Source organism: Leifsonia psychrotolerans (genome assembly GCF_013410665.1).
Taxonomy (GTDB): Bacteria; Actinomycetota; Actinomycetes; order Actinomycetales; family Microbacteriaceae; genus Cryobacterium; species Cryobacterium psychrotolerans_A.
In genome coordinates this window covers 2,150,198-2,174,824 of the sequence record NZ_JACCFM010000001.1, presented here as the reverse complement: position 1 = coordinate 2,174,824, position 24,627 = coordinate 2,150,198, and the positions used below count along the sequence as shown (strand labels likewise).

Sequence of the window (24,627 nt, the reverse complement as noted above, 5' to 3'; positions counted from 1 at the left end):
AGGTGGCCTCCATGCCCATCAGATACGCGAAGGGTCCGTCAGAAATCGGCTTGCCCGCACGATCCTTGACCAATCCAGAGATCGTTGTTGCGGATACGCTCGCCCACCCCTCGACAGGTGCGACGCCGTCAACCGGTGTCTCCGGCGCAATCGGGGCAGTGGGCGCTGCCGGCTCGACGGGCGCGCTCGACTCAATCGGCGCACCCGGTTCGTCGGTCGCGGCGATCGCTGGCGCGGCGACGGATCCCAGCACGATTGCCAGGCTCGTGGCCGCGACGATCAGTGAAAGCGCTCGACGACGTCGAGGGGTGAGGGAAGCATGTGGCATGAGAAAGCATTCTTCTCGGGATCAGATGACGCCGCGGCGAGGTGCGGGCCCCCGGCTCGGAATTGAACCGGGGGCTTTCGTTCCTAACGAACTATTTGCAAGCGCTGAGGGTTTCCACGCCAGCACCCAACGCACTCTTGCCGCCGATCAGGGTGACGGATGTTGCTGCATACGTGTTCAGGTCGGCCTTGATCGACGCGGGGACGCATCCCGATGGAACAACATAGAGTGGTGCCCCGTGAGACCCGGCAATCGCGGCGCCCGCCAGCGCGTCGGCAAACTGGAAGCCGGTTGCGAAGTAGACGTCGCTGCGGGTTTGAATGGCGGCCTTGTTCACCTGCCGGGATGTCTCAAAGCGGTCGCTGCCTGAGAGGCGATCGACGGCTGCGATACTCTTCAGCGAGGTGGCCAGCCCCGCTGAAATTGCAGACGTCCCACCGACGAGGGTGAGGTTCTTCGCCTTGAGCTTCACGATGAGCGCTTTCGTCGCGGAGTCGACGCTCTGTGCGTTGCCGTTGACAAGGATCACGGGAACCCGGGATGACCCGGCGGCGGCCGAGGCCGAGAGCGCGTCGGGATAGTTCAACCCGGTCGCAATGTAGGCAGAGGTTACCTCGGTGCCGAACGCCTGGGTCACAACCTTGCGCCCGGTTTCGAAGCGATCGGCTCCGGAAACGCGAATGACATTACCGGACAGGCTCTTCAAATCGGAAAACACCGATTCGGAGACCGCGGCCTTGCCGCCCACAACGACGATTTTGGCCGGCTTCAGCCGTTTGATCTCGGCCTTGACGACCGCGGGCAGCGAAGTGGGAAGTGTCAGAAGGAGCGGGCCGTATTCCCGGGTCGCTGCGGGGGCTGCGGCGAGTGCATCGGGATAGTTCACTCCGGTGGCGATGTAGACGGTGATGCCGCGAAGGTTGTCGGGAGAAAACCGCGACTGTGAGAGTTCGACCGACGTGGAATACCGGTCTGCCCCCGAAATTCGCTTCACCGTGGGAGCGGGCACTGTTTTGCTTTTCAGAATCATCGTCGCGTTGAACGCAGTCTTTTTCTCGCCGGCAACGACGGTGAAGCTGGTCGCGTCAGTAACTGAGGATTTGCCCGGCCAGAACTGCTCGCGATACAGCCCCGTGCCGTCAGCGCTGTCGCTGAATCCGATGCGGTAGGTTCCGGCGGGGAGCCCGGTGAGCGTGTAGCCGGCTGTGCCGTTGACTCTGGCCGACAAGCGATCAGCCCGCTTATTCCAGACGCCGCGGTTCTTTTCGTAGACAGTTGCCACGACCTGAACGCCCGACGGAAGGGGGCGGAGCGCACCGGCCGCGTTGCGTGCGTCAACCTGGCCGGCAACGGTGGCGCCCAATGTCAACACGAAGTCCATGCCGGTGAGGGCGGTGCCGGCCAGAACTTCGATGTCGGAGGCCTCGTCAACAGTCGCGGAATTCGGCCAGAAAACGGTAGCGGCAGGAACGGGGAGACCCAAAAAATCCTGAAGGCCCAATCGGTAGGCTCCGGCCGGAACGTTGTTCAGTGTGTACGAGCCGTTGCGCGGTGCGGTAACAAGATCAGGAAGCCACGACCAGTTGCCCGACGCGGCATCCTGGATCATCAGCTTGATGTAGATGCCGTCGCCGGCCGGCTTGCCCTGCGGGTCGACAACCGAGCCAGAGATCGTCGAGAGTGCGGTGCCCGCAGCAGCGACACCCGCTTGGGTTTCCTCAACCGGAGCGGTTGAAGCGTCATCGTCACGCGGCGTTGTAGCCGTTGTGGCAGAGGTGGGCGCAGTCGGCTCGTCGGATGCAGCAAATGCTGGTGCGGCAGCTGAGCCGAAGACGAGGGCCAGGCTTGTTACGGCGACGAGCAACGAAAGCGCACGATGAGGTCGAGTCGTGGGTGAGGGTGCAGGGTGCATGGAGTGCTTTCTTCTCGGAGCGGGTGACTCGCCGGAGAGAAGCCTGAAGCGCACAAGCGGCTTGATTCCCCCCGGTATCTATCTCGAGCCTACTGATCGAGAATCGTTGCCCAGCGCCGAAAGGATGCAAATGTGACCCCAGTTCGGGGGTGGTGCAATCCTGTGTTCCGGCGGGCAACGAACAGGCCCCCGGTTCAGAATCGAACCGGGGGCCTGTGGTCGTGCTGGTTACTTGCAGGCGGTGATTGTCTCCACTCCCGCGTTCAGTGCGCTCTTTCCACCGATCAGTGTGACCGAGGTGGTCTTGTAGGTGGAGAGGTCAGAGCGAATGGCGGCAGGAACGCAGCCCGGCTGCACCACGTAGAGCGGTGCGCGCTTCGAGCCGGCCAGCACCGCGCCCGCAAGGGCGTCGGGGAACTGGAATCCGGTTGCGAAGTAGACACGGGGTGCCGAGCCGAAGGCAGCCTTGTTGATCTTCTGCGAGGTTTCGAAGCGGTCCTTGCCTGAGATGCGAACGACGGAGCTGATCTTGCCGAGGCCCGTGGCGATACCGGCAGAGACAGCGCCGGTCCCACCTACAACACTGAGCTGGGTCACCTTCTTGTCCTTGAGCATCTTGGTGGTGGCAGCGTCGACTGAGGCGGCGCCACCGTTCACGAGGAATACCGGCAAACCCTTGGCGCCAGCGGCAGCAGAGGCCGACAGCGCGTCAGGGTAGTTCAAACCGGTTGCGACATACGCCGACGGGGTCGTGGTCGTGAACGCGTGAGCGATCACCTTGCGCGACGTGTCGAAGCGGTCGGATCCGGCCAACCGAACCGTGGTTTTCGCCAGCGTCTTGAGTTTGTTGAACACCGTGTTGGACACGGCGGATGTTCCACCAACGACGACGATCTTCGTCGGCTTCAGTCGATTGATCTCGAGCTCGACTGCGCGCGGCAGCGCGTTCGGTGGCGTGAGCAGCAGCGGCCCACCCTCCTTGGTCGCGGCGGGAGCCGCGCCGAGCGCATCCGGGTAATTCGTGCCGGTCGCCACGTAGACGACATTGGCCGATGTCGGGAAGCCGGCCTTCGAGATCGCCACGGATGTCGTGTAGCGGTCGTCACCCGAAATGCGGCTGACCGACGGTGCCGGGGCACCGCTACCGAGCGAAATGCTGACGGTCGCGGAGGTGCTGTTCATCGCCGTGGTCTTGACGGTGAGCTTGCCCGAGCGGCCGGTGAGGGACTGGCCGGTGGCCAATGCCAGTGCGCGACGGTCGTCGTCCACGGGTTCTGGCTTCGTCAGCACGGCCGTGGTCTCATCGGCACGGATGCGAAGAACGCGCACTCCGGGAGCCCAGTTCCAGGTCAGGTCCTGCGTATACAGCGCGCCGGTGTCGATTCCGGTTCCCGAGCGGTACTCAATGTAGTAGCTCTCGTTGGTGTCGGGGTCGATCACTTTCAGGCCCCGAACACCGGAATTGGCCGAGATCGGGTTCAGGGTGTAGCTCTTCGTAGTCGTACCGAGCGTGACCGTGCGCTTCACCGTGGGCACATCGGCGGAGCTGATCGCGCCGAGCAGAGACTTCTGCGCCACGTTCAGCGCCGGAACCTGAGCGTTGAGGTAGACGGTGCTGCCCGAGCCTTGCACGGAGGTGCTGCCGCCCATGACGTCGTAGGCGTCGGCGTAGACCCTATCGATGCAAGTGTCTGGGGTGAAGCTGTTGTACTTACCTTCCTTACCTTCGACAACTGCACCCGTGCAGGTGTGCGACTGGGAGTGGTTGAGGCCGAGGTTGTGGCCGATCTCGTGGGTCTGGGCGTGCTGACCGAACTTGGTCCCGAACGGAACCCAGGTGACCCCGCCCTCGTGAACCTGTCCGCCGACGGTTCCCCAGCCGGTGCCGTCGGAGCACGAGGTTCCGGATTCGGTGGCAACGAGCACGATCAGGTGACGGCCGGAACCGTTGAAGTACTTCTTGCCCGAGGCATCTCCGAAGCGTTTGAAAGACTCTTCCCAGGTCTTGACGTAGGCACACGGGTCAGTCATCGTGAAGCGCTTGACCGCGCCTGGCTGCGTCAGACTGGTGATCTGTCCACCGGACTGCGTCTGCCAGTAAGTGCTGAGCTTCGAGATCATCGTTGTGACGCCGGAATCGGTGAGGGGCTTCGACGAGGTGGGGGTTGTGGCCGCCTTAGTGATGATTGCGACGTCGGCCGTGTGCGCCTTCGGAGCCTTCGCTGCAGCGACCTCCGGAAGGGCCATCGTGGCCGCAACGACGGTGAGCACGGTGTTCGTCTCGGCGCTGGCGCCGATCACTGCATCGGCCAGGTCGGTGGCCGACAGGGGCGATGCCCCCAGAACGCGAGCGGTGCCGAACGACGCTGCGACGGCCAGGTTTACGGCCGCCGCCGACTCGGCCGGAACGGCAACGGTGCCCGAGAAGGCGGTTCCCGAGACTGCGTCTTCGACGAGCGCGCCGGTGACCTCGATGAAGAGACCGGAATTCGTGCGCAGGATGACGGCGTCAGCAGATTCGGTGCGAGCCTCATCGGCGACCTCGACCAGGCCCGACGCGACTGTGAGGGTTCCCTCGACGTGCACGGCCGTGGTGGCGTCAACGAATGCTCCCGGCGTGGGTTCGACGATGACGGGAACGGTGGCGGCAGCGTCGACCGGCACCGCGGCATCCGGTGACGGCTCGGTCTCGACGGGAGCCTCGGTAAAGCTCTCGTCGAGCTCCTCGGCGGTGGCACCCAGCGCGGCGTCGGCCGCGGTCGGAATGTCACGGGCGGGTTCCGGCGTCGATTCGACGGCGTGAACCGGCATTGCTGAGGCTCCGAGGACCATGACGGTCGTCAGGAGCGCGGTTAAAGCCTTGCGGCCGGGTTTTGGCATACGAATGCTCTCTTCTCGGGGGGCGTGTGGGAAGCCGGCGAGGGGAGCAGAGTGGCAAATGCTGTCGACACCATCGATGCGTCGAACGGGCAACTGCACCATGCGTGTCATGATTCCCCCCGGTATTCCCAGAAGTCTACCGAACTGAGTCGGCGGCACAGGCGACCTATTGAACAACATGCCCCCCAATTCGAGCGTGTAATTTTGTGCCTTTCACGCAATCCGCCGTTGGAACCTGCCTCTCTCGCTGGTCGAGCCTGTCGAGACCCAGTGCCCCGCTCTCGGGACTCTCCTCTCCCGTTGGTCGAGCCTGTCGAGACCCGGCGTCCTGCTCTCGGGCTTCGCCTCGTCCGTTGGTCGAGCCTGTCGAGACCCGGCGTCCTGCTCTCGGGCTTCGACTCGTCCGTTGGTCGAGCCTGTCGAGACCCGGCGTCCTGTTCTCGGGCTTCGACTCGTCCGTTGGTCGAGCCTGTCGAGACCCAGTGCCCCAGAGTCGGGACGTGCCCCCAGGATCTCGACGAGCTCGATCAACGGGTCTCGCTCGATCAACGGATCTCGCTCGATCAACGGGTTCTCACTCGCGGGTCAGCAGCGCTTAAGGGCAGCCACCTTTTCGTTCAGCGCGGAGGCCCCGCCGATCAGGGTCAGGCGAGAGGGGGCGAAACCCGTGAGGTCGGCGTGGATTCCGGCCGGGACACAACCTGGTTGCACGACGTAGAGCGGTGCGCCCTTCGAGCCGGCCAGGGCTGCGCCAGCTAGGGCGTCAGGAAACTGGAATCCGGTTGCGAAGTAGGCGCGTTGCACCTTCGTGAACGCCGCTCTGTTGACCTGTTGAGAGGTCTCAAAGCGATCGCTGCCGGAAATGCGGGTGACGTTTCCGGTGCGGGCCAGCGCCTGGGCGATGCCGGGGGAGACGGCTCGGTCCCCGCCGATGATGCTGATCGAGGTCACCCCAAGTCGTGCAAGCAAGGCTTGTGTGGCGGCGTCTGCGGTGCTGGCACTTCCATTGACGAGCACGACGGGAATGCCCTTCGCTCCGGCCGCGGCCGACGCTGACAGCGCGTCGGGGTAGTTCAGTCCCGTGGCGACGAAGGCCCCGGACGCGCCGTCGCCGAACGCCTGGCTGACGACCTTGCGGGCTGTCTCAAACCGATCGGCGCCGGCAATGCGAATGACGGTGCTCGAGAGCTTCTTGAGTTCGACTAGCACGTCGGCCGACACAGCGGATGCGCCGCCGACGACGACAATCTTCTTCGGTTTCAGCCGTTGGATTTCGACCTTGACGACCGGCGGCAGCGCGGACGACATCGTGAGAAGCAGGGGCCCACCCTCTTTCGTTGCGGCTGGGGCCGCACCGAGAGCATCCGGGTAGTTAGTGCCGGTCGCGATGTAGACGACCGGGGCGGTGCGGGTGAATCCAGCCTTCGAGATCGCAACCGATGTGGAGTAACGGTCGGAGCCGGAGATGCGATCGACGCTCGGCTTCCAGCCGACCGGCGGCGTTGGCGTAGGTGTGGGCGTTGGCTTTGGTGTGGGCGTCGTCGTCGGTGTGGGTGTGGGTGTGGGTGTGGGTGTGGGTGTGGGCGTGACGGCCTTGGCGGAAATGACACTGGTCTGTCTCGACGTCGTCGTCTCCGTTGCATAGCCAACCAACGAGCCAGTGACGGCCACGCTGATACGGCGGCCGACATCCGCCGCTGTCAGCGTGTAGGTGGTCGACGTGGCGCCGGCGACTTCAGTTCCATTTCGAAGCCAGTGCTGCGTCAGATTGACGGATGTCGGTAGCCACTGGCCGCGGTTCGCCGTGAGAACAGCACCCTCGGTGGTGGTCCCGGTGATGCTCGGGGTCGCGGGGGTGATCTGGAGCAGAGGGATCGGAAGAATTGGTCCCGCAGAATTCCCGCGCCAGATCGAGCGGTATCCAGGCTTCACGCCGGTGACCTTCACCAGAATCCATGTGTCAATATCGGCCGTCGTCAGGGTGTAGCTCTGGCCCGTGGCACCAGGAATCTGCTCGCTGTTCGAAAACCAGGCGTAGGTCAGGTCCACTGGGGCGGGCGCCCATGCGGCGTGCTCTGCCGTCAGCACTTCTCCGACTCTCAAGATTCCGGTCAGTGAGACGGGTGCCGGGCTGAGCTCCAGAAGTTCGGATGAAACGGCACCGGTGGGCTCGGAGGTGCGGCTCACGCTGGCATATCCCGTGCGAGTTCCGGTCACGGTAACTGACAAACGAGCGTTAAGGTCGCTCGCGGTCGGCGTATAAAGCGACGAGTTCGCACCGGGGATCGCCGTGCCATCACGCAACCAGCTGTAGGCGAGTGAGACATCAAAGGGAGCCCATCGGCCGCGTTCGAGCGCGGCACTGAGTTCCTGACCGACTTCAGCAAGCCCCTCGATGTACGGAGCCGAGCTTCGGACCGACAGCGGTTCGGGGGTGTAGTCGACGGCAATCGTTGCGCTGCCTCCGGCGATCGACGTGACGCGTACGCTGAGTCCGGGCAGAAGAGTAAGCGTTTCGCCAGCCGTGAGATAGAACGGGCGGTCCGTTGGAATGTCAGTTGTGGTGGGGTCAGAGCTCGGCTTCGCAAGTACAATCGAGCTGTTGTCGCGCTGAAGCGCGAGAACCCGCACGCCGGGTGCGTACAGACTGGAAAAGCCAAAGGTATAGGTTGCGCCGCTGTCAATGCCGGTACCCGAGCGGTATTCCACGAAGTACTTCGCCTCGGTTCGGGGGTCCGTGATCGCAAGCCCGCGGGGTCCGGAGGCCGCGGAAGCCATGGATATGGTGCGTGACTGCGTGCCGGCGGATGCCGCCGAGAAGCCGACAGGGATGAGCTCGCTGGGGTTGAGCAGGTCAAGTCTGTACTTGTGAGTCACGTTCAGTGCCGTCAACTGTGCATTTGACTGGCCGTTGACGCTGAGACCCGCGCCCATTAGGTCGTAGTAGTCCCGGTACGGATTGACCACGCAGGGGTCGATCAGAGAGCCACTAAGGCTGATCTCACTCGTGACCAGGGGATTGCGACAGGTGAGCGTGTTCGAGTGCTGCAGGCCCAGGTTGTGACCGAACTCGTGGGCGACGGTCTGCAGGCCGACCGTGGAGTTGTAGCTTGACCAGCCCACTCCGCCCTGGTGGATCGGGGAGCCGAACGGTGACGACCCCACGCTGCCCAGGCCGCTGCCGCCCCCGCAGGACTGCGGCGCAAGCACCACGAGGTGGCGGCCCTCGCGGCTGTTCCAGTAAGAAATTGGTGTCGCGCCGAATTTCGTCGCCGCTTCGGTCCAGAACGTTTGAGGGTCGCACGCCGCCGCCGACACAATCCGTTGGATTGCATTCGGCCGGGAGATACCACTGATCTGTCCGCCCGATTGCGACTGCCAGAAAGTGCTGAGGGCCTGCACCAGCGTGTCGATTCCGGGGTCATCGAGCACGCTCGCGGTCGGGTCGCTGGGAAGAGTCACCACGACGACGTCAAACGTGTGCGCCATGACCGGGGCGGCGGCTGCGACGGTGGGGGCCGTCGCCGTCAGATCGGAGAGCTCAAGCGGCTCCGCAAGTGTGTTCGCCGCAGCGAGAATCTGCTGCCCGAGCGCAGAATCGCCGTCGACCGAGTTCGATGACGTTCTCTGGGTGCGGCTGTCGAGAAGCTCAGGGGAATGATCTGCGAGTGAATCCAGCACGGCAGCGGGAATACTGAGTGTTCCGGTGACCTCGGTGCCCGTGGCGAGCCCCTCGGCTTCGTCGCCGGTGATCGCTACCGATTCGCCGGCATCCGTGACGAGACGAATCTCGTCGGGAAGCATCGTCGTTTCGGTGACGCCGGGCAGCGCATCCTGGCCGGAGTAGACGACGATGGTGCCCGCAACCTGCACAACTGTCGAGGCGGCGAGGCGTTCGGTCGTCAGGCTGGGAGCACCCGCACCCGCACCCGCACCCGCACCCGCTGCCGGTTGCCTCACCTCGGCGAGGGCCGGTGAGGTGAACGCGCCGACCAGCAGCAGCGTACCGAGCGCCCCCGCGACGATGCTTCGTGCAAGCCGCGGTATGGGGCGGGGCGCGCGTCGGTCGGGTCGTCGCAAGGAATTCTCCGTATCTCGGGCGGTCGCACCACGGCAGACGCGGTATGAAATTCCAAATCTACTGACAATTGCGCGTGTCCCGGCCCACGCGGTGACCCCCATTCGGGCTGAGGGAACACGGCCTGGTACCCTTTTCGAGGGCCAGGGGGATATGGCCCGTCGGCTGAGCGTGTCGACACAGCGTCACGTCGGGCGAGATCCTCCTCGCCGGGCACAGGGGGTTTTCAATGTTGCGTTCGCTCATCGTTCTCGTCGTCGTCGCACTGAGCTGTTCGTTCGTGCAGCCGAGCTTCGCTTCCACCGGCACCGATTCGGATCGCGTCGAGGTGCGAACGAGCGACAGCACGGCCACGACCGCCGAGCCAGAGTCCCGAGAGAATGTCGAGGCGGGGAGGCCCGCCCAAGCCGCCGCTGTCCCCGGCGAAGAAGAGACGTTTCGCTACGCCGGCAAGAAGTGGGCGGGCACCACGCGTGTCGAGGGTGTTGATCGCCACGCCACCGCGGTGAAGCTCTCCCAGTCAGAGTTCGCTCCGGGAACCCCGATCGTGGTCATCACCTCGGGGCGGGATTTTCCGGATGCCCTCTCGGCCGTTCCCGCCGCGGCAAAGCTCGGCGGCCCCATTCTGATGACCGAGAAGGACGCCTTGCCGGCCGTGACACGTGCTGAGATTGTGCGTCTTGCACCGAAGAATATAGTCATCGTCGGGGGACGATCAGCCGTCTCGGCCCAGGTCGAGACCGACCTGACGAAGCTCGCTCGGGTGGAACGCATCAGCGGCAGTTCGCGCTATGAGACGTCGCTGGCAGTCGCGAAGCGGTTCTTTCCCGGGGCAGAATCGGCATTCATCGCCACCGGCAGAGACTTCGCAGACGCCATCCTGATTGGCCCGAGGGCTGCAGAGTGGGGCGCGCCGGTGCTTGTCGTCGACGGAAAACAAGACGCACTCCCGGCAGCGACTATGGCCTATGCCGCAACTATTGCGAGCAGTATCGACATCGTCGGTGGCGTGAACGCGGTGAGTAAGGGCATCGAGAAGCAGGTGCTCACCCTCCCGAATCCCTGGAGTATCGAGCGATATGCGGGAGAGGACCGGTTCGCCACGCAGGCGGCGATGTCGAACGGGCCGTCGAATGCGGCAGAGGGTTTCGTCGTCACTGCCTACAATTTTCCGGATGCACTGGCGGCCGGAGTGATCGCGGGGCGGCGGGGAGCCAGCCTGTACCTCTCACACCCGAGTTGCCTCGATATCTGGTCGACAATGCTGATGTCAGGTGGTCCCGCGACGAAGTACAGCATTGTCGGTGGGGTGAAAACGCTCGGCCCCGATGTGATGAACCTCACCCAGTGCGGCACCCGTCCCCCCGAGAGCCCGCCGCGAGTCCTCGGCAAAATGACCCGTTATATCCCCTACGGTCGGTGCTCAAGCGTGTCGTACTCCAGCTCGCATGGGCCGGGGTTTGGCGGGGGAAGCATCACCGACACTATGGACGCGCAGTACGCCTCCCGCAAGGCGTACTGGACCTACATCGTACGGGGCTACACAATCCACTACTACGACTGCGCCCGCGCCTGAAGAACGGCTGCCGCTCGGTGGCGCGGGGTTCAGCGCACGTCGTCGCGGTGCAGGTAGGTGTAGAACTCCTCTTTCAGATGCACCAGGCCGTGCGCCTGGTTCGTCTCATCGAGCACGAACTCGATGTCGACGTCGACCTTCGAGAGCGACCAGCCGCGTGACTGGGCGTAGTGGCTCATCCATTGGTCTTCCATGAAGGCATAAGGGGTGGGCAGCGTCGAAAAGAAGTCGCGCTCAGCGACAATGTCGATGTCACAGACGCTTCCGCCCGTGCCGACATAGTCGGCGCGCTCGCCGTCAGACAACATCTCCCTGTTCCAATACGATCCGTCGAGACGAAACGACCAAAAACCGGCGACGATGCGGGGGCCGGCGACGGCGAGCAGCCGCGAGACGAAGTCGGTGGGCACCACTTCGTCGTCATCGAGCATGATGAACGGGCCACGATAGCCCGCGTGCCGCACCATCGCCGCGACGAAAAAGCGTGCGACACCACCCATGTTGACGGGGGAGCCGACGAATTCGACACTCATCCGGTCATGGTCAACGCTCGGCGCGAGTTCTCGCAGCTCGCGCCGGTAGCGCGCGTGGTCACGGCGCTGATTGTTCCACAGGATCACACGCAACGGAACCGCGGCATCCTGGGCACCGAGCTCGGCCAGAATGGCGGCAAGGCGTTCCGGCCTGTTCCACAGGCAGATGACAAGGGGAACGGCGTCGGACAGTGGGGTGCCGATACGACGCTCGAGCCGAAAATAACCGCGCGAAAACAAGCGGAAGCACTGCCGCCAGACGGCGGCTTTCAGCGGCATTAGCGCTTCCTCAGTTGTGACACGCCCTCGCTCAGAGCCCGGAGCCAGGCGGTCGACCGCCAGGACGAGCTTGATTCGATTCCCGCGATGCGTTTGTTCAGATCGGCGACGATCTGGTTGCGCTGCGAGATCACACCGCGCTCGCGGTCGGCGGCCTTGTGCGGGTTGGCGCAGAACGCGATGAGGGGGTCGAGCATGCGTGACCAGGTGTGGTCGACGGCATACGTTTTCACACGTGCCGAAGTGGCGGCGAGGAGTTCCTCATCGAAAAGGAGGCGTTCGATCGCCGCGGCAAGCGCGTCGACATCTTCGGCAGGAACGATCTCGCCCAAGCCGTTGTCACGAATGATCGGGGCGAAGGTGTCGCCGTCGGTCGCGATGATCGGGAGCGACGCCCACAGATAGTCGAGAATGCGGGTGCGAAAACTGTATGCCGTCTCAACATGGTCAAGGTGGGTGCTGACGCCGAGGTCGGCATCCAGCAAGAAATTAGCGCGCTCGCGATAGGGCACCCAGGTTTCGTTGAAGAAGACAACCGTGTTGGTCAGACCCAGCTCGTCGGCGAGCACCCGCGTGCGCAGCTCCATCGCCATGGTCGGCACATCCGGGTTCGGGTGTTTGACACCCAAGAAGAAGAGCCGCAGGTTGGGGTGGGCGACCGCGACAATGTTGACGGCCTTGATCAGTGAGATCGGGTCGAACCAGTTATAGATTCCACCGCCCCAAATGATCACCTTGTCGTCGTGTCCAATGCCGTCGACCACGCCACGGATGCCGTGGGTCGTCTGAACCGGCGGGTTGTCTTCGATGCCGAACGGGGCGATGTCGAGCAGCGAGCGCAGACTTGGATCTTGGTCGTATGTCGACGGGTTGATGCGTGCGAGAGCGGCCAACTGTCCGAGCCAGAAATCTCGCTGCTTCTCGGAGGCGCAGAGCATGAAGTCCGCGCGTTCCATCTGGTCGTTCATGACCTCGACCGCGTCCAGAGCCACCGCGTAGCGGTCGGCCTCTGGAAGGTCCTTACCCTGCTCCAACTGTTCAAGATGTAGCGGGTCGTAGATGTCGGCGACGATGATCGTGTCGAGATCTTTCAGCCACGGGTGGCTGCGCAGGATATGCCCCTGCGTGATGATGACGTCGGCCCACAGGGCGTGCGGCCGCAAAGCGTCCTTGCCCGCGTGGTACACCTCAAAATCAGGATGGGTGATCGTGGCGCCGACGGTTGAAGCCAGACGAACGTGCGCTGTCGAGGAGAGCGCCCGGGCAATCTCCCACGCGCGAATCGCGGGGCCGGCCATCCGCTCGCCAACAGTGTCGGGCGTCACAATCAAGATCGAGTATTTGTGGGCGGAATCGATTTCGGCGGATGCGGTCATCGGGTCACCCACCACTGGCGTGTGAACAGCGAGAGTCGCAGCGCGAGGCGCACCGGGGCCAGGTACCAGCCTGAATACTTGCGTGAAAGGTAGAGGTAGGCACTGTCGTGGTGCACGCGTTCCATGCGCTTGGCGCTGTTCGACGTCGAATGGGCACCGGTGTGCGTGACAACGGATGCCGGCACATAGACGTTCCGCCAGCCGGACTGAGCGAGGCGCGCGCCCAGGTCGACATCTTCGAAATACATGAAGTAGCTGGGGTCGAAGCCGCCCACGGCGTCGTAGGCCGTGCGGCGCAGCATCAGGCACGCGCCTGACAGCCAGCCGGCGTCGCGCTGGTCCGTGCCGTAGTCATGTTCAGCCCGATAGCTGCGCGACCACGGGTTGCTTGGCCAGACGCGGCCGAAAAGGGAGTGGCCGATGCCGGTGCGCAGCGACGGAAGGTTGCGTGCCGACGGGTACACCGCGCCCTCGGCGTCCAAGATGCGCGGGCCGAGTGAGCCGGCCGCGGGCACGCGGGCCGCGGCCTCGATCAGCCGGTCGAGTGAGCCCGGTGCGAACGTGACGTCGGGGTTCGTGATGAGGAGCAGGTCGTGGTCGGTGCCCGCAGCGTTCACTCCGGCAGTGATACCGGCGCCGTACCCCAGATTCTCGGTCAGCTCGATGAGTCGGGCGCCGTGCTCGCCGGTGAGCTTGCGCTCCAAAGTGAGATCCTTCGACGCGTTGTCGACGACGATGACATCGGGTGTCGTTTCGGTGGCGTGCGCGAGCGAGTCAAGGAACGCGCGAAGCGTCTCGCCCGTGTTGTAGGTCACTGTGACGACGAGTAGCGAATGAGCCATCGGGTTTAGCGCTCCACGAGTGCGAACGACGGTTCGGCGTAGGTCATTCCTACCGCCAGCGGGTTCGTGGCTACGTCGAATGAGCAGGCCTGTGGCACGTCGGCGAAATGTCGCCCAGCGTCATCGATCAACGAGATATTGACGAAGTACTTTCCGGTGCCGAACGCCGTGTCCTTCAGAGTGAATTCGATTGTTTGAGGTCCGGACATCCGGCCCAACTCGACGCCCATTCGCTTCGTCGTCGTTCCGTACGCCACCTGACCGAGTGTGTTATCGATCTGGAGTCCACACAGCCAGCTTTCGGGCCCGGCGAGAAAATCAAGGTCGACGGTGATCACGATGTCATCACCGTTCTTAACGCTCTCGCCGACCGCGCCAGATTTCGGGCGAGCTGTGGCAGCGAGAATTTTGGCCTCGCGGGGAGCGAACGATTCGGGGTGGGGAGCTGCCGCTTCCTCGGCGACGCGGCGATCTTCCAAGATGTCGCGGAACTCGGCGACAGCGTCACGCGGGTCGCCGTCGAAAACGACCTCACCCTTGTTCATGAGAATCGCACGGTCGCACAGCTCGGTCACCTGGCCGAGCGAGTGGGTGACGAGAACGATCGTGCGGCCTTCCTCCTGGAAGGAACGGATCTTGTCGAGGCATTTGCGCTGGAATGCCTCGTCACCGACGGCAAGTACTTCGTCGACGAGCAAGAGATCCGGGTTGGTGTGAACGGCCACCGCGAAGGCGAGACGCACATACATGCCAGACGAGTAGAACTTGACCTGGGTGTCGATGAAATCGCCGATGCCGGAGAAGCCGAGAATGTCGTCGAATTGCAACTCTGTTTCAGCGCGGCTCATACCCATGATGGATGCGTTCAGAAAGACGTTCTCGCGACCGGTCAGATCGGGGTGAAAGCCGGCGCCGAGTTCGAGCAGCGCGGCGATGCGGCCTCGGCGGGCGACATTCCCGGAGGTCGGATCGATGATGCCACCGATCACTTTGAGCAGTGTGCTTTTGCCCGATCCGTTATGACCGATCAGCGCAACGGTATGCCCGGCCTGAATCGTGATGTTGACGTCTTTGAGCGCCCAGAACTCTTCGCTGTGGCGACGTCCACTCCGGCCGAATGTGACGAGACGCTCTTTGAGTGAGTTGTCCTTGCGCAAAACGAAACGCTTCGAGACGTTCTCGACGTGTACAACATCGGGGGAGTTTATGGTCGACGCCGCGCTGTCAATTGCTACCGTGGTCATTGCTTCTTTCACCGTGCCAGATCAGAGTGCCTGCGCGAAGTTGCCCTGGAGCTTCACAAAGACGCGGTGGAAGACCGCGAGCAACGCGACTCCGATCGCGAATGCGACGCCCAGACTGAGCATGAGATTGTCGGGATACTCTGCGGTCGCGCCACCCGCGGTCCAGAGGGCTCGCTGGAAGCCGAGCACTCCGAGCGTGATCGGGTTGTTGGTATAGATGGCCAACGCGATTCCATCGCCGAGAATGCCCTTGACCATTGACCAGGAGTAGACAACGGGGGAGGCCCACAGGGCGAGCATGAGCAATACCTCGACAAGGTACTGGGTGTCGCGCAGGTACACGTTCACCGCTGCGAGCAGAAAGCCGACTGCCATCCCATACACGAGAAGAACGAGGAAGGCGGGGATCAAGTAGATGAGATCCGGGGTGAGAGGGAACGAGCCGAGGGCAAGGGTTGCAAGAAGCAGGATCGTCAGCTGGATCCCGAAATTGAACAGGGCAGAGCCGGTGCTGGCCAGTGGGAAGACTTCGCGCGGGAGGTAGATCTTCTTGATCAAGCCGCTGTTGCCGACAATGGACGAAGTTGAGCTGCCGATGATTTCGCCGAGCAAGCCGTAAGCGGTCAGCCCTGTGTACACGTAAATCGCGAACTCGGGAATACCGCGCTCAGCGCCGAGGAATTTACCGATCACGACGTAATAGATGAAGAGCTGAGTTAGCGGCCGGATCAGGCTCCATACAAAGCCGAGTGCGCTGTCTTTGTACCGGGACTTGAGGTCACGTCGAACGAGTAACGAGAGCATCTCGCGGTGGGCGAAGACTTCACGCACCGACTTGATGAGTCCGCGATCTGAACTCGGGCCCGCTCCGACGGTCACCATTTTTTGCTGTGCGAGGGCGGTGAAACGCTCTTCTGCAGACATAAATTTCACTTCATTCCGGGGGTGTGGACTTCGCAAGTATAGTCGTTGGGCTGTGTCGACTCCCTGAGTGTGCGAGGTACGACGAGACCAGGAACTCAGCTATTCCGAACTCTTACCTCGCACCATCGCGTGCGAAATTTTGTCGATGACGCGGACAACTTTTCGGTTGCGGAAGCGCGCGAGTTCGGTGCTGACTGCTGCTTCGAGTTCACGGCTGTGCACAAGTTGTGTGCTCAAATTTCCGACCCGTTCTGCCTGTGTGACGGCCTGAGCTTCCAGGTCTTTCACCCGACTCTCCAGATCGATGATGACCTTTCCGTAGGCCAGCGCACGTTCATGCTGCGCGGCGTCGACTGCAACATCAGGAACCGAACCGATCAGAGCATCGGCGACCCGCCGATCGATAACGAACGAACCCGATTCAGTGCCGTCGCGCAGTTCGTCGTCGGACGGGTGCCTGTAATAGTAGGAAGGGAACAGGGTGTCGTTCTGAAGGCGCTTGAAATCACGCATGCCGTGGTGATTGGGGCTCGGTTTGAGATCCGGAGAACTCAGGTACGCCTTGCCGGCGTTCTCAACCTTGTGGCTGAACTGTGCCCACGAGCGCCACGGAAAATGCAGCACTTCGAGCGCGAACTCAGGGGCCGGTGCCCCCAGGCTCGCCAGGCTCACGAAGTGGTTTCCTTGAATGACGGTGATCTCAGGATCTCCGATATGAGCGGCATCGTGTGTCGAATGGGCGTGCAATCCCACAGCGTTGAGCTCTGCAATGCTGCGCTGGTCGCGGTAGATCAAGCGTTGGAGCCCGGTTCCAGCCATGGCCGGGGGGCCCGTCATATCGATCACATCAACGGTGAACGATTGGATGCCGCGGTCGATTCCTCCGAAGGCCTCACGCAGCGTCAAAGCTGGGTTGACCGGCATCCAGAATTCGTCGGCGTCGGCGTTGATCACCCAGTCGGCCCCGTGGATGGTCGCGGCGTCCCTGGCCATCTGCGTCACGACGACGCCCTGCTGTTTACGGTGCACTGGATCGTGCCGCAGATCGACTACTCCGTGAGCGGCGTACCGCTCAAGAATCTCAGTCGTACCGTCAGCCGACCCATTGTCAGTGGCGATGATGATGTCAACGCCCTGATTCAGGTGGTGCTCGATCATGGACGCAATGATGTCGGCTTCATCGCGGACCATCAGCGTCATAGCAAGTTTCATGGAATGCAGCACTTTCTGAAAGATGACGCGCGCCGACTGGCGGGCAGGAGGTCAGGCAACGCGGGTTGACCGAGCTTAGCGAAAGAGAACATCGTGAACTGCAAGCAGATACGTTCGACCGAAACGCTGCGAGGGTTCGAGCACCGCGCCTTCGGCCCATTCGTTCCAGGCATTGATGAAAACCAGACGATGATCGAAATCGCGGTCTGACACGGCGGAAACCGCTGAGTTCAACCAGCGACGGAATGTGAATGGGTTGGCGCCGTACCAGAGGTCAGGCTGCCATTGGCGTCGCGCCGTGTTGTCGAAGTTCACCATGACGCCGGGGTAGCGTTGCACGTCGATCGGCTCCAGCAACTGCAGCTCTGAGCCGCCGGCCATGGCCGCGTAGCTCAAGATGTTGCCTTCGAATCGTGTGTCGACACCGAGGTCGTCTCGATCTTGAGGAGTCCACTTGCGGTTGTGCGGAGCAAACTCGAGAAACGCATCGAGCCCGTGTGCGGACAAATCTGTGTCGATGCCGTCCATGCTCCGGCCCACATCGACGGTGACCAGGTGAAGGCCGTCGAGGCCGGCATCCACAGCGACTTGGCGCCAATAGGCCAGAACAGTTGTGTAGTCGGGAATTTGGGTAATCCGATACACGGACACGAGCGGCTTGTTGTCGACGCGGATGTAACGGGGGTCGGTGATCAACGGGAGGATGTCGTGAATGAACTGGGTCGCTGGAACTTCGTCGTAGTCCTGAGCGATCAGCACGTTCTCGGATCCCCCGTCCCAGCGCCTAGTCCAATTCTCATTTGCCCACATGATGCAGAACGGCTCGTGATTGTCGCCCAACGAGAGGTCGTCGACCGGCATGTTCATCAGCTTCGTACCGGCAAACCAGTAGTAGTAGTACATGAAGCCTTCGATGCCCGCGGTGGATGCAAGCTCGTACTGGCGGGTGCGCACGTTTTCGTTCGACAAATCATAGAACCCGAGTTCGGCCGGCAGGAACGGCTGATTATGACCGCGGAAGACCGGCTGGGCCGACGCGACATTCGACCACTCGGTGAAACCCGCACCCCACCAGGCCTCGTTTTCGGGGAAGGTGTGGAACTGGGGCAGGTAGAACGGAACAACGCGGGCGCGCGGACGAACCGGGTGGGTGGTCTCATAGCGACGCCAGGCATCTGGTGCGGAGGGCGCCAGCTGGGAGATCTGGCGCGTTTCATAGCCGGCCTCGAGCGTGAGAATCCCGATAATCCGCTCGACAGCATGAGCGGTAGTCCCGTCGACTTGCCCGGCTTCAGCGTCGAAGTCGTCAGAGTCAAGGTTCAAGGCACGCAATCCTTGAAGCACGAATCCGCGCACCCAATAGATTGATCCGGCTGCGAAACGAAGAGACTCTTCGTCGAGTTCGAGCTGGAGACGAAGAAGAATCTCGCGGGCAAGCGTACGATCCCCTCCCCAGAACTCCGGACCGAGTACGTTGCCGTCGGTCGTGAGCAAGCCGAGGCTGGGATCCGACGCAAACTCGCCGAGAATCTTCTCGACGGTTGCGCGGGATCCCAACAACCCCGAGAGAAAACCACGGCGCCATTCGGTGCCGCTCCCGCCGAGATCAGAGTGATTCTCGCGCCACTCGCTCTTCTTTGTGTGGATCTTCAGAACAAGATCGTACGGTTCAAGCAGATCGGCGTTCGCCACGGAAATGAGAGGCAGGATGTCGCGGCCATGGTTTGCGACGTCAAGCACCGTCAGGTGCGACATGAGTTCAAGGTGAGTCGTGTCGAGTTCCAGGTCTGTTCCGCTGGCGTTCGTGACAATCACGTCGAACGGCACCGGAATGTGCCGAAGCTCATCCAGAATCTCGCCGATCAGGTCGGTGTAGAAGACATGTAGAACGACAGCAATCCGCGCGGGTGAGTCCGGCACACGAAGAGAATTCAGCCATTGGGGCGGGACGCTCGGGCGCAACTTGCTTGATCGGCGGGCGGTCCAGGCATCGAATGTCGCGGGATGCGCCGTTTCTGTCACTGGAGGTGTCGGGTTTGCCAGGAGGCGAGAGAGCACGCCAAATCCGCGGCTGAGAACGCTCCTTGTTCGACCAAGTGGGGTAATCGTCATTGTCTCGTATTCCTTGGGCGCTGGCCTAGAGCCACGTGCGGGGGTCGGTGCCGAAGCGCTCGAGGACGACATCCGGGACGTCTTGGCCGTCGGGGACTACGGATGAGTTTGTGATGAGTTCGCGTTTCACGAAGGGGAAACCAATCTTGACCAAATTTCGCCACCCCTCCACCGTTGGATTCTCAGCTTGTGACACTACACGTTCGGATTCGAAACAGGCGGAAGTCGTGAGTCCTTCGGCGAGAAGTAGCTGGCTGAGGCCGAGCTCGTAGCGTTGGATGATTTGCTGCTTGTCTGGTTCTACGGCAACGTTCGACCAGAATTGACGGAGCGATCGGTCGTTCAGGATACCGTCGCGGTAGCCGACGAAGAAACTCTGCACATGAGGGCGAATCTGGGCGGTGTTCGTCGCCGCCCACACATTGGTCGTGGCGCTCTCAAAGCTCGTGATCAGCTGGTCGAGATCGCCGAACGGCCCAACCAGGCTGTCGTTAGCCAAAATGACGAACTTCTTGCGGCGAACACTCGGAAAAAGCTTGAGTCCGACAGCCCACGAACCGAAGTCGTAGCCAATATTTGATTTCCGCACGATCGTCGCACGTACGGGATAGTCCTCCGGCCAGATCAAAGGATCAGTAGTGTCTGATGCCCGCACGATGATGACGGTGTACGAGTGCTTTTCCAGCTCGCGAGTCAACGTGGCGAGGGAACGAGAAACCGTGTTGTCGGGCGCAAAGCTAGCGATGATCGCGACTCGCTCGGTCTCGGGGAGGGATCTCGACCCCCGTTCAAACCAGACGGACGACATCGCAAGAGGGAGCACCCGTTGCGCCTTGGCTGTGCTCTTCTTAGTTCGTGCCATTTGCTTCTCTGCGGCGAATCGCTCGCAAGGGTTTGGTGATTTTCCAGGAGGAGGATTGGCGCAGCGCAGCAACCTGTTGGCGGTAGCGTTCGCCCTGCTTGCGTGCTGCGACGAGCTGGCGCTGGAGGTCGTCTATTGTTGGTGCGGTGCGTGCAAGTTGAGCGCGCAGCGCCCGAATCTCGAGCTTGGCTTCGTGGAGTTCGGAGGCCAATGTCGCTTCGTCTTCCAGCTTTGGTGGCGGAGGGGTGCCTATCGACATGTGAACCGATCTATCTCTGTGGATGTACTTGTCGATGATAGCCCCGCTATTTCGGTGGGCATTCAGAGGCTTCACAGCTTGCGAGCACGTCCGCGCACAAGCCGATTTCTGTGCTTGGGGAGTCTCCATCGACGATCTGGCCAACGTCCCGACGCTTCGTTCCCCGATCAGGGCTACACGGGAGCAAACATCTACACGCCCGCCTCTTTCGCGGTGACCTGGGTTCTAGCCAAGCCGTTCGTGTCCGCCGTGCTGAGCGGGCTCGGTCCAGCGCTGGCCATCGCGACGACGAAAGTGGCCGGATACTAGGTTCCGCTGACCGAGCGTTAGGGGCTGCCTTTACTGCCGGGGTTCATCACCAGCATCGCGATCGTGTGTGCGGGGCGCTCGCCGCGGCGGGACGCCGTCGTTCTCGCAACGGGAGCGGTCTGTGCATTGGCGGCGGCTGCACGTGACTTCTGAGTCGGCGAGAGCGTTGCGCTGACAGCCCACGGCCGACCCGCACCACGCAGGTTCTGAGGGATTGGGGTTGGTAGGCTTGAAGGTGCCGTTTCCGATAGAAAGGCTCGCATGCCTCAGCTCCGTCCTGGTGTCGTCTCCGTTGTACTCGTGAACTTCCGGGGGACCGACGACACCATCGAAGCCATCGACAAACTCGGCAAGCTTGACTGGCCGGTCGACTTGCTTGAAATCGTGGTCGTCGAGAACGCTTCTGGTGACGATAGCGCTGACCGAATCCGTGCCGCTGCCCCGCACGTTCGACTGATCGAATCGAAGAAGAACCTTGGCTTCGCCGGCGGCTGCAATCTCGGAGTCAAGGCCTCGTCGGGCGAGTTCATCGCCTTCCTGAACAACGATGCCAAGCCGGATGCCGCCTGGGTGCGCGCGGCCGTCGAACGCTTCGCCGAGAGTCCGGCCATCGGCGCGGTGGCGAGCCGTGTTCTCGATTGGGATGGCAACCTCGTGGACTACATCGGTTCGGCTATGACCTGGTTCGGGCAAGGCTACAAGCCGCTCACGGCACAGCCTGTCCCGTCGGAGCCCGACCGCGTGCACGACGTTCTCTTCGGAACCGGCTCGGCCATGTTCGTTCGCCGCTCGGTGTACGACGCGCTCGGCGGCTTTGACGAGCGCTTTTTCATGTTCTTCGAGGACGTCGATCTCGGCTGGCGGCTCAACCTCCGCGGCTGGCGCTATGTCTATGAGCCAGCCTCGCTGGCGTTCCACAAGCATCACGCGTCGATGAGCTCATTCGGTGCGTTCAAAGAAAGCTACCTGCTCGAGCGCAACGCACTCTTCACCCAATATAAGAACCTCGGCGACGAAGCGCTCGCGCAGGCGCTGCCGGCCACGCTCGCCCTCACAGTGCGGCGTGCTGTCGCCCGGGGGAAGCTTGACTCCACCGAGTTCGACCTGCGCAAGGGCGCCGACAACGGCCCGACCATGGAGGTTGCAAAAGACACCCTGGCAGGTGTGTATGCTATCGACCAGTTCGTCGAGCACCTGCCGTCATTGCTCGCTTCACGCAATGAGATCCAGTCCACCCGCATCATTTCGGACAATCGACTGTGGAGCCTGTTCGGTGAAACCGATGCTCCGTCGTACCAATCGGAGCACTACCTCGAGGGATACGACAAAATCGCCACAGCATTTGGTGTGACTGAAACTCCGGCCGTGACACGGGTACTCGTCATTACGGGTGATCCGATCGGTGCGAAGATGGCCGGTCCAGCGATTCGAGCCTGGAACATGGCCGAGGCACTCTCTGTCGACAACGAGGTCACCCTGGTCACGCTGGCGGGCACGGAGCCGATCTCAGCACCGTTCGACATCGTGCACGTGCACCCGGGCGACGACCGGGCCATGAGCAGGCTTGAGCGTGAGACCGATGTCATCGTGTTCCAGGGCTTGGCCATGGCATTGTTTGACAGCATCCGCCGCTCAGACAAGATCATCGTCGCCGACATTTACGACCCGATGCACCTTGAGCAGCTCGAGCAGGGTCGTGAACAGGGCGCTGCGCAGTGGAACAAGCAGGTTGTCGACGCGACAGAGGTTCTCAACGAGCAGCTCCTGCGCGGGGATTACTTTCTCTGCGCGTCGGAACGCCAACGCCACTTCTACCTCGGCCAGCTGGCGGCTCTGGGCCGAGTCAATCCGGCCAACTACGCGACGGATCCCGACCTGACCGGACTCATCAGTGTCGTCCCGTTCGGGCTGAACCCCGACTTCCCCGACTCCTCGAAGCCCGCTTTGAAGGGCGTGCTGCCGGGAATCTCGGCCGACGACAAGGTGCTGTTGTGGAGTGGCGGCCTGTACAACTGGTTCGACCCCAAGACCCTCATCCGTGCGGTGGCCCGGCTGTCTGAGAGCCACGACAACGTGCGTCTGTTCTTCCAAGGCACCAAACACCCGCACCCCGGCGTACCTGAAATGGGCATCGTCGCCGAGTCCCGCGCCTTGGCCCAAGAACTCGGTGTGCTCGATCGTTCGGTCTTCTTCAACTCCTCCTGGGTCGACTACGCCGACCGCCACAACTACCTGGGTGAGGCAGATGCCGGTGTGAGTACGCACTTTGCCCACGTTGAGACCACGTTCTCGTTCCGCACCCGCATCCTCGACTACCTCTGGGCTGAACTGCCGATGGTGGTGACAGAGGGCGACCACTTCGCCGAACTCATCGCCACAGAGAAGCTCGGCATTGTCGTTCCGCCGACCGATGTCGTGGCGTTGACTGCGGCGCTCGAAAAGGTGCTTTTTGACGAGAAGTTCGCACGGACAACGCGCAAGAACATCAAACGGGTGCGCACGGACTATGCCTGGAACACGGTGTTGGCTCCGCTGGTCGACTTCGTCGCCGACCCCCAGCACGCCGCCGACCTGATCGAAAGCGGCGCCGTGACGGCAGGTTCGACCGGCGGCGCACGTCGCCCGATCGCACGTCGCAAAAAGCATGGCCTTCGCCATGATGCCGGCCTCTTGGTGCACTATCTCAAGAATGGTGGCCCGAAGGTGGTTATCAAGAAGGTGCAGAGCCGCATCAGGCGCCTGCGGTAATGCAGAACCCTGTCCCGACTTCACAGGTGTCGGTCGCACTCTGCACCTTCAACGGTGCGCGGTTCATCGCAGCCCAGTTGCGCAGCATTTTGGCGCAAAGCGCGCGAATCGCCGAGATCGTCGTCGCCGATGATGGGTCGGCAGATGCCACCGTTGACATCGTGCGAGCCATCGCTGCCGAGATCCGTTCGCAGGGTGATTCCGTCGACATTAGAATCCTTGAGGGCCCTGGCGGCAACGGTGTCACAAAGAACTTTGAGCGTGCGGTGGCGGCGTGCACACAGGATCTCATCGCTCTGAGCGACCAGGATGATCTCTGGCATGCCGATCGTTTGGCAGTGCAACTGGCCGAGTTCGACAGCCGCAGCGATCTGACGCTGCTGTTCGGTGACGCCCGGCTGGTTGACGAGCACGGCGCTCCGCTGGGCTCGAGTCTGTTCGAGACCCTCGAGTTCGACGAGACGACGCGCGCGGCCGTGCATCAGGGCCACGCATTCGACGTATTACTGCGCCGCAACGTCGTCACGGGCGCGACGGTATTGTTCCGACGCAGCCTCCTGAAGCGCGCGCTACCGTTTCCGACCGAGTGGATCCACGATGAGTGGCTTGCCGTTATCGCCGCCGCGACGAACGGCGTCGATCTGATCGACCGCGAGGTGATTGACTACCGGCAACACGGTAACAACGAGATCGGTGTGCGTGAACCGAGCCTGGCCAACAAGGTCAAACGGGTGCTCATGCCACGGGGTGATCGCAACCGCCTTCTCGCTGTGCGCTCACGGGTTCTGCAGCAGCGCTTCGAAGAGTTGCAGCTTGACGATGACCTCGTGCAGGCGGCGCGGGGCAAGGCTGCATTCGAGAGGTTCCGTGCAGAATTGCCCGGTGCGCGCATCCGTCGCCTTCTTCCCGTGCTGAAGCGCGCGACGACCGGCGACTACACGCGCTTCGCGAGCCAGGGCAGCACCGATGTTCTGCGCGACCTGCTTCAGCCCGCCTGAGCGCGAGCGTTCGTCTGGGGTCTACGCAGGTCAACGCACCCGAAGAATTGCGCTCGAAGGGGCACCAGGAACACAACTAGGCCGTTGCGGGTGCGCGAGCCGAACGCGGCACGCTATTACTGCCGCGCAACACGGGGGCGTTTCATAATGCGGCG

The 24,627-nt window shown here is 62.4% G+C and carries 15 protein-coding genes; 3 read left to right on the top strand and 12 right to left on the bottom strand.

Annotated elements, in window-relative coordinates:
- Window positions 1-419: 419 nt before the first annotated feature.
- The 3 genes from HNR05_RS10090 to HNR05_RS10080 all read right to left on the bottom strand — a co-directional run bounded on the left by HNR05_RS10090 (window position 420) and on the right by HNR05_RS10080 (window position 9,200).
- Complete coding sequence (locus HNR05_RS10090; protein ID WP_179578888.1) at window positions 420-2,240, bottom strand: cell wall-binding repeat-containing protein; 1,821 nt, start codon at window positions 2,238-2,240, stop codon at window positions 420-422.
- A 228-nt stretch (window positions 2,241-2,468) separates the two neighbouring features.
- Window positions 2,469-5,120 carry a cell wall-binding repeat-containing protein gene (locus tag HNR05_RS10085; RefSeq protein ID WP_179578887.1) on the bottom strand — a complete coding sequence of 884 codons (2,652 nt, stop codon included), beginning with the start codon at window positions 5,118-5,120 and terminating at the stop codon, window positions 2,469-2,471.
- Window positions 5,121-5,705: 585 nt separating this feature from the next.
- The gene (locus HNR05_RS10080) at window positions 5,706-9,200 is read right to left on the bottom strand and encodes a cell wall-binding repeat-containing protein (protein WP_179578886.1); all 3,495 of its coding nucleotides are present in this window, start codon (window positions 9,198-9,200) and stop codon (window positions 5,706-5,708) included.
- A gap of 227 nt (window positions 9,201-9,427) precedes the next feature.
- Here HNR05_RS10080 and HNR05_RS10075 point away from each other — a divergent pair, with 227 nt between their 5' ends.
- The gene (locus tag HNR05_RS10075) at window positions 9,428-10,774 is read left to right on the top strand and encodes a cell wall-binding repeat-containing protein (RefSeq protein ID WP_179578885.1); all 1,347 of its coding nucleotides are present in this window, start codon (window positions 9,428-9,430) and stop codon (window positions 10,772-10,774) included.
- A gap of 29 nt (window positions 10,775-10,803) precedes the next feature.
- On the opposite strand, the gene HNR05_RS10070 is transcribed toward HNR05_RS10075, so the two are convergent.
- The 9 genes from HNR05_RS10070 to HNR05_RS10030 all read right to left on the bottom strand — a co-directional run bounded on the left by HNR05_RS10070 (window position 10,804) and on the right by HNR05_RS10030 (window position 20,417).
- Window positions 10,804-11,586 (bottom strand): glycosyltransferase family 2 protein, encoded by a 783-nt coding sequence (locus HNR05_RS10070; protein WP_179578884.1) that lies wholly within the window; start codon window positions 11,584-11,586, stop codon window positions 10,804-10,806.
- Window positions 11,586-12,962 carry a glycosyltransferase gene (locus HNR05_RS10065; protein WP_218868863.1) on the bottom strand — a complete coding sequence of 459 codons (1,377 nt, stop codon included), beginning with the start codon at window positions 12,960-12,962 and terminating at the stop codon, window positions 11,586-11,588. Before HNR05_RS10065 ends, HNR05_RS10070 begins: the two co-directional genes overlap by 1 nt.
- Complete coding sequence (locus HNR05_RS10060) at window positions 12,959-13,804, bottom strand: glycosyltransferase family 2 protein (RefSeq protein ID WP_179578883.1); 846 nt, start codon at window positions 13,802-13,804, stop codon at window positions 12,959-12,961. The genes HNR05_RS10065 and HNR05_RS10060 overlap by 4 nt, the downstream gene beginning before the upstream one ends.
- 5 nt (window positions 13,805-13,809) lie before the next feature.
- Window positions 13,810-15,048: an ABC transporter ATP-binding protein gene (locus HNR05_RS10055; protein WP_179578882.1), complete on the bottom strand. Its 1,239-nt coding sequence runs from the start codon at window positions 15,046-15,048 to the stop codon at window positions 13,810-13,812.
- A gap of 21 nt (window positions 15,049-15,069) precedes the next feature.
- Window positions 15,070-15,972, bottom strand: coding sequence for an ABC transporter permease (locus tag HNR05_RS10050; RefSeq protein ID WP_179578881.1), 903 nt, complete (start codon window positions 15,970-15,972; stop codon window positions 15,070-15,072).
- Between the two features lie 99 nt (window positions 15,973-16,071).
- On the bottom strand, window positions 16,072-17,184 hold the full coding sequence (locus HNR05_RS10045) for a glycosyltransferase family 2 protein (RefSeq protein ID WP_246318383.1): 1,113 nt from the start codon (window positions 17,182-17,184) through the stop codon (window positions 16,072-16,074).
- Window positions 17,185-17,259: 75 nt separating this feature from the next.
- Window positions 17,260-19,104, bottom strand: coding sequence for a glycoside hydrolase family 99-like domain-containing protein (locus HNR05_RS10040; RefSeq protein ID WP_343062547.1), 1,845 nt, complete (start codon window positions 19,102-19,104; stop codon window positions 17,260-17,262).
- Window positions 19,105-19,321: 217 nt separating this feature from the next.
- On the bottom strand, window positions 19,322-20,158 hold the full coding sequence (locus HNR05_RS10035; RefSeq protein WP_246318382.1) for a rhamnan synthesis F family protein: 837 nt from the start codon (window positions 20,156-20,158) through the stop codon (window positions 19,322-19,324).
- Window positions 20,145-20,417 carry a hypothetical protein gene (locus tag HNR05_RS10030; protein WP_179578879.1) on the bottom strand — a complete coding sequence of 91 codons (273 nt, stop codon included), beginning with the start codon at window positions 20,415-20,417 and terminating at the stop codon, window positions 20,145-20,147. The genes HNR05_RS10035 and HNR05_RS10030 overlap by 14 nt, the downstream gene beginning before the upstream one ends.
- Window positions 20,418-20,987: 570 nt before the next feature.
- Between HNR05_RS10030 and HNR05_RS10025 the strand changes: the two genes are divergently transcribed.
- Together HNR05_RS10025 and HNR05_RS10020 are read left to right on the top strand one after the other, a co-directional pair.
- Entirely contained in the window at window positions 20,988-23,474 is a 2,487-nt protein-coding gene (locus HNR05_RS10025) for a glycosyltransferase (RefSeq protein ID WP_179578878.1), read from the top strand.
- The gene (locus HNR05_RS10020) at window positions 23,474-24,472 is read left to right on the top strand and encodes a glycosyltransferase family 2 protein (RefSeq protein WP_179578877.1); all 999 of its coding nucleotides are present in this window, start codon (window positions 23,474-23,476) and stop codon (window positions 24,470-24,472) included. Before HNR05_RS10025 ends, HNR05_RS10020 begins: the two co-directional genes overlap by 1 nt.
- Window positions 24,473-24,627: the final 155 nt, after the last annotated feature.

Excerpts from the sequence above, each read along its gene's own strand:
- HNR05_RS10090 (WP_179578888.1), bottom strand. The coding sequence starts at position 2,240 with ATGCACCCTGCACCCTCACCCACGACTCGACCTCATCGTGCGCTTTCG.
- HNR05_RS10085 (WP_179578887.1), bottom strand. The coding sequence starts at position 5,120 with ATGCCAAAACCCGGCCGCAAGGCTTTAACCGCGCTCCTGACGACCGTC.
- HNR05_RS10075 (WP_179578885.1), top strand. The coding sequence starts at position 9,428 with ATGTTGCGTTCGCTCATCGTTCTCGTCGTCGTCGCACTGAGCTGTTCG.
- HNR05_RS10070 (WP_179578884.1), bottom strand. The coding sequence starts at position 11,586 with ATGCCGCTGAAAGCCGCCGTCTGGCGGCAGTGCTTCCGCTTGTTTTCG.
- HNR05_RS10065 (WP_218868863.1), bottom strand. The coding sequence starts at position 12,962 with ATGACCGCATCCGCCGAAATCGATTCCGCCCACAAATACTCGATCTTG.
- HNR05_RS10060 (WP_179578883.1), bottom strand. The coding sequence starts at position 13,804 with ATGGCTCATTCGCTACTCGTCGTCACAGTGACCTACAACACGGGCGAG.
- HNR05_RS10055 (WP_179578882.1), bottom strand. The coding sequence starts at position 15,048 with ATGACCACGGTAGCAATTGACAGCGCGGCGTCGACCATAAACTCCCCC.
- HNR05_RS10050 (WP_179578881.1), bottom strand. The coding sequence starts at position 15,972 with ATGTCTGCAGAAGAGCGTTTCACCGCCCTCGCACAGCAAAAAATGGTG.
- HNR05_RS10045 (WP_246318383.1), bottom strand. The coding sequence starts at position 17,184 with ATGAAACTTGCTATGACGCTGATGGTCCGCGATGAAGCCGACATCATT.
- HNR05_RS10035 (WP_246318382.1), bottom strand. The coding sequence starts at position 20,158 with ATGGCACGAACTAAGAAGAGCACAGCCAAGGCGCAACGGGTGCTCCCT.
- HNR05_RS10030 (WP_179578879.1), bottom strand. The coding sequence starts at position 20,417 with ATGTCGATAGGCACCCCTCCGCCACCAAAGCTGGAAGACGAAGCGACA.
- HNR05_RS10025 (WP_179578878.1), top strand. The coding sequence starts at position 20,988 with ATGCCTCAGCTCCGTCCTGGTGTCGTCTCCGTTGTACTCGTGAACTTC.
- HNR05_RS10020 (WP_179578877.1), top strand. The coding sequence starts at position 23,474 with ATGCAGAACCCTGTCCCGACTTCACAGGTGTCGGTCGCACTCTGCACC.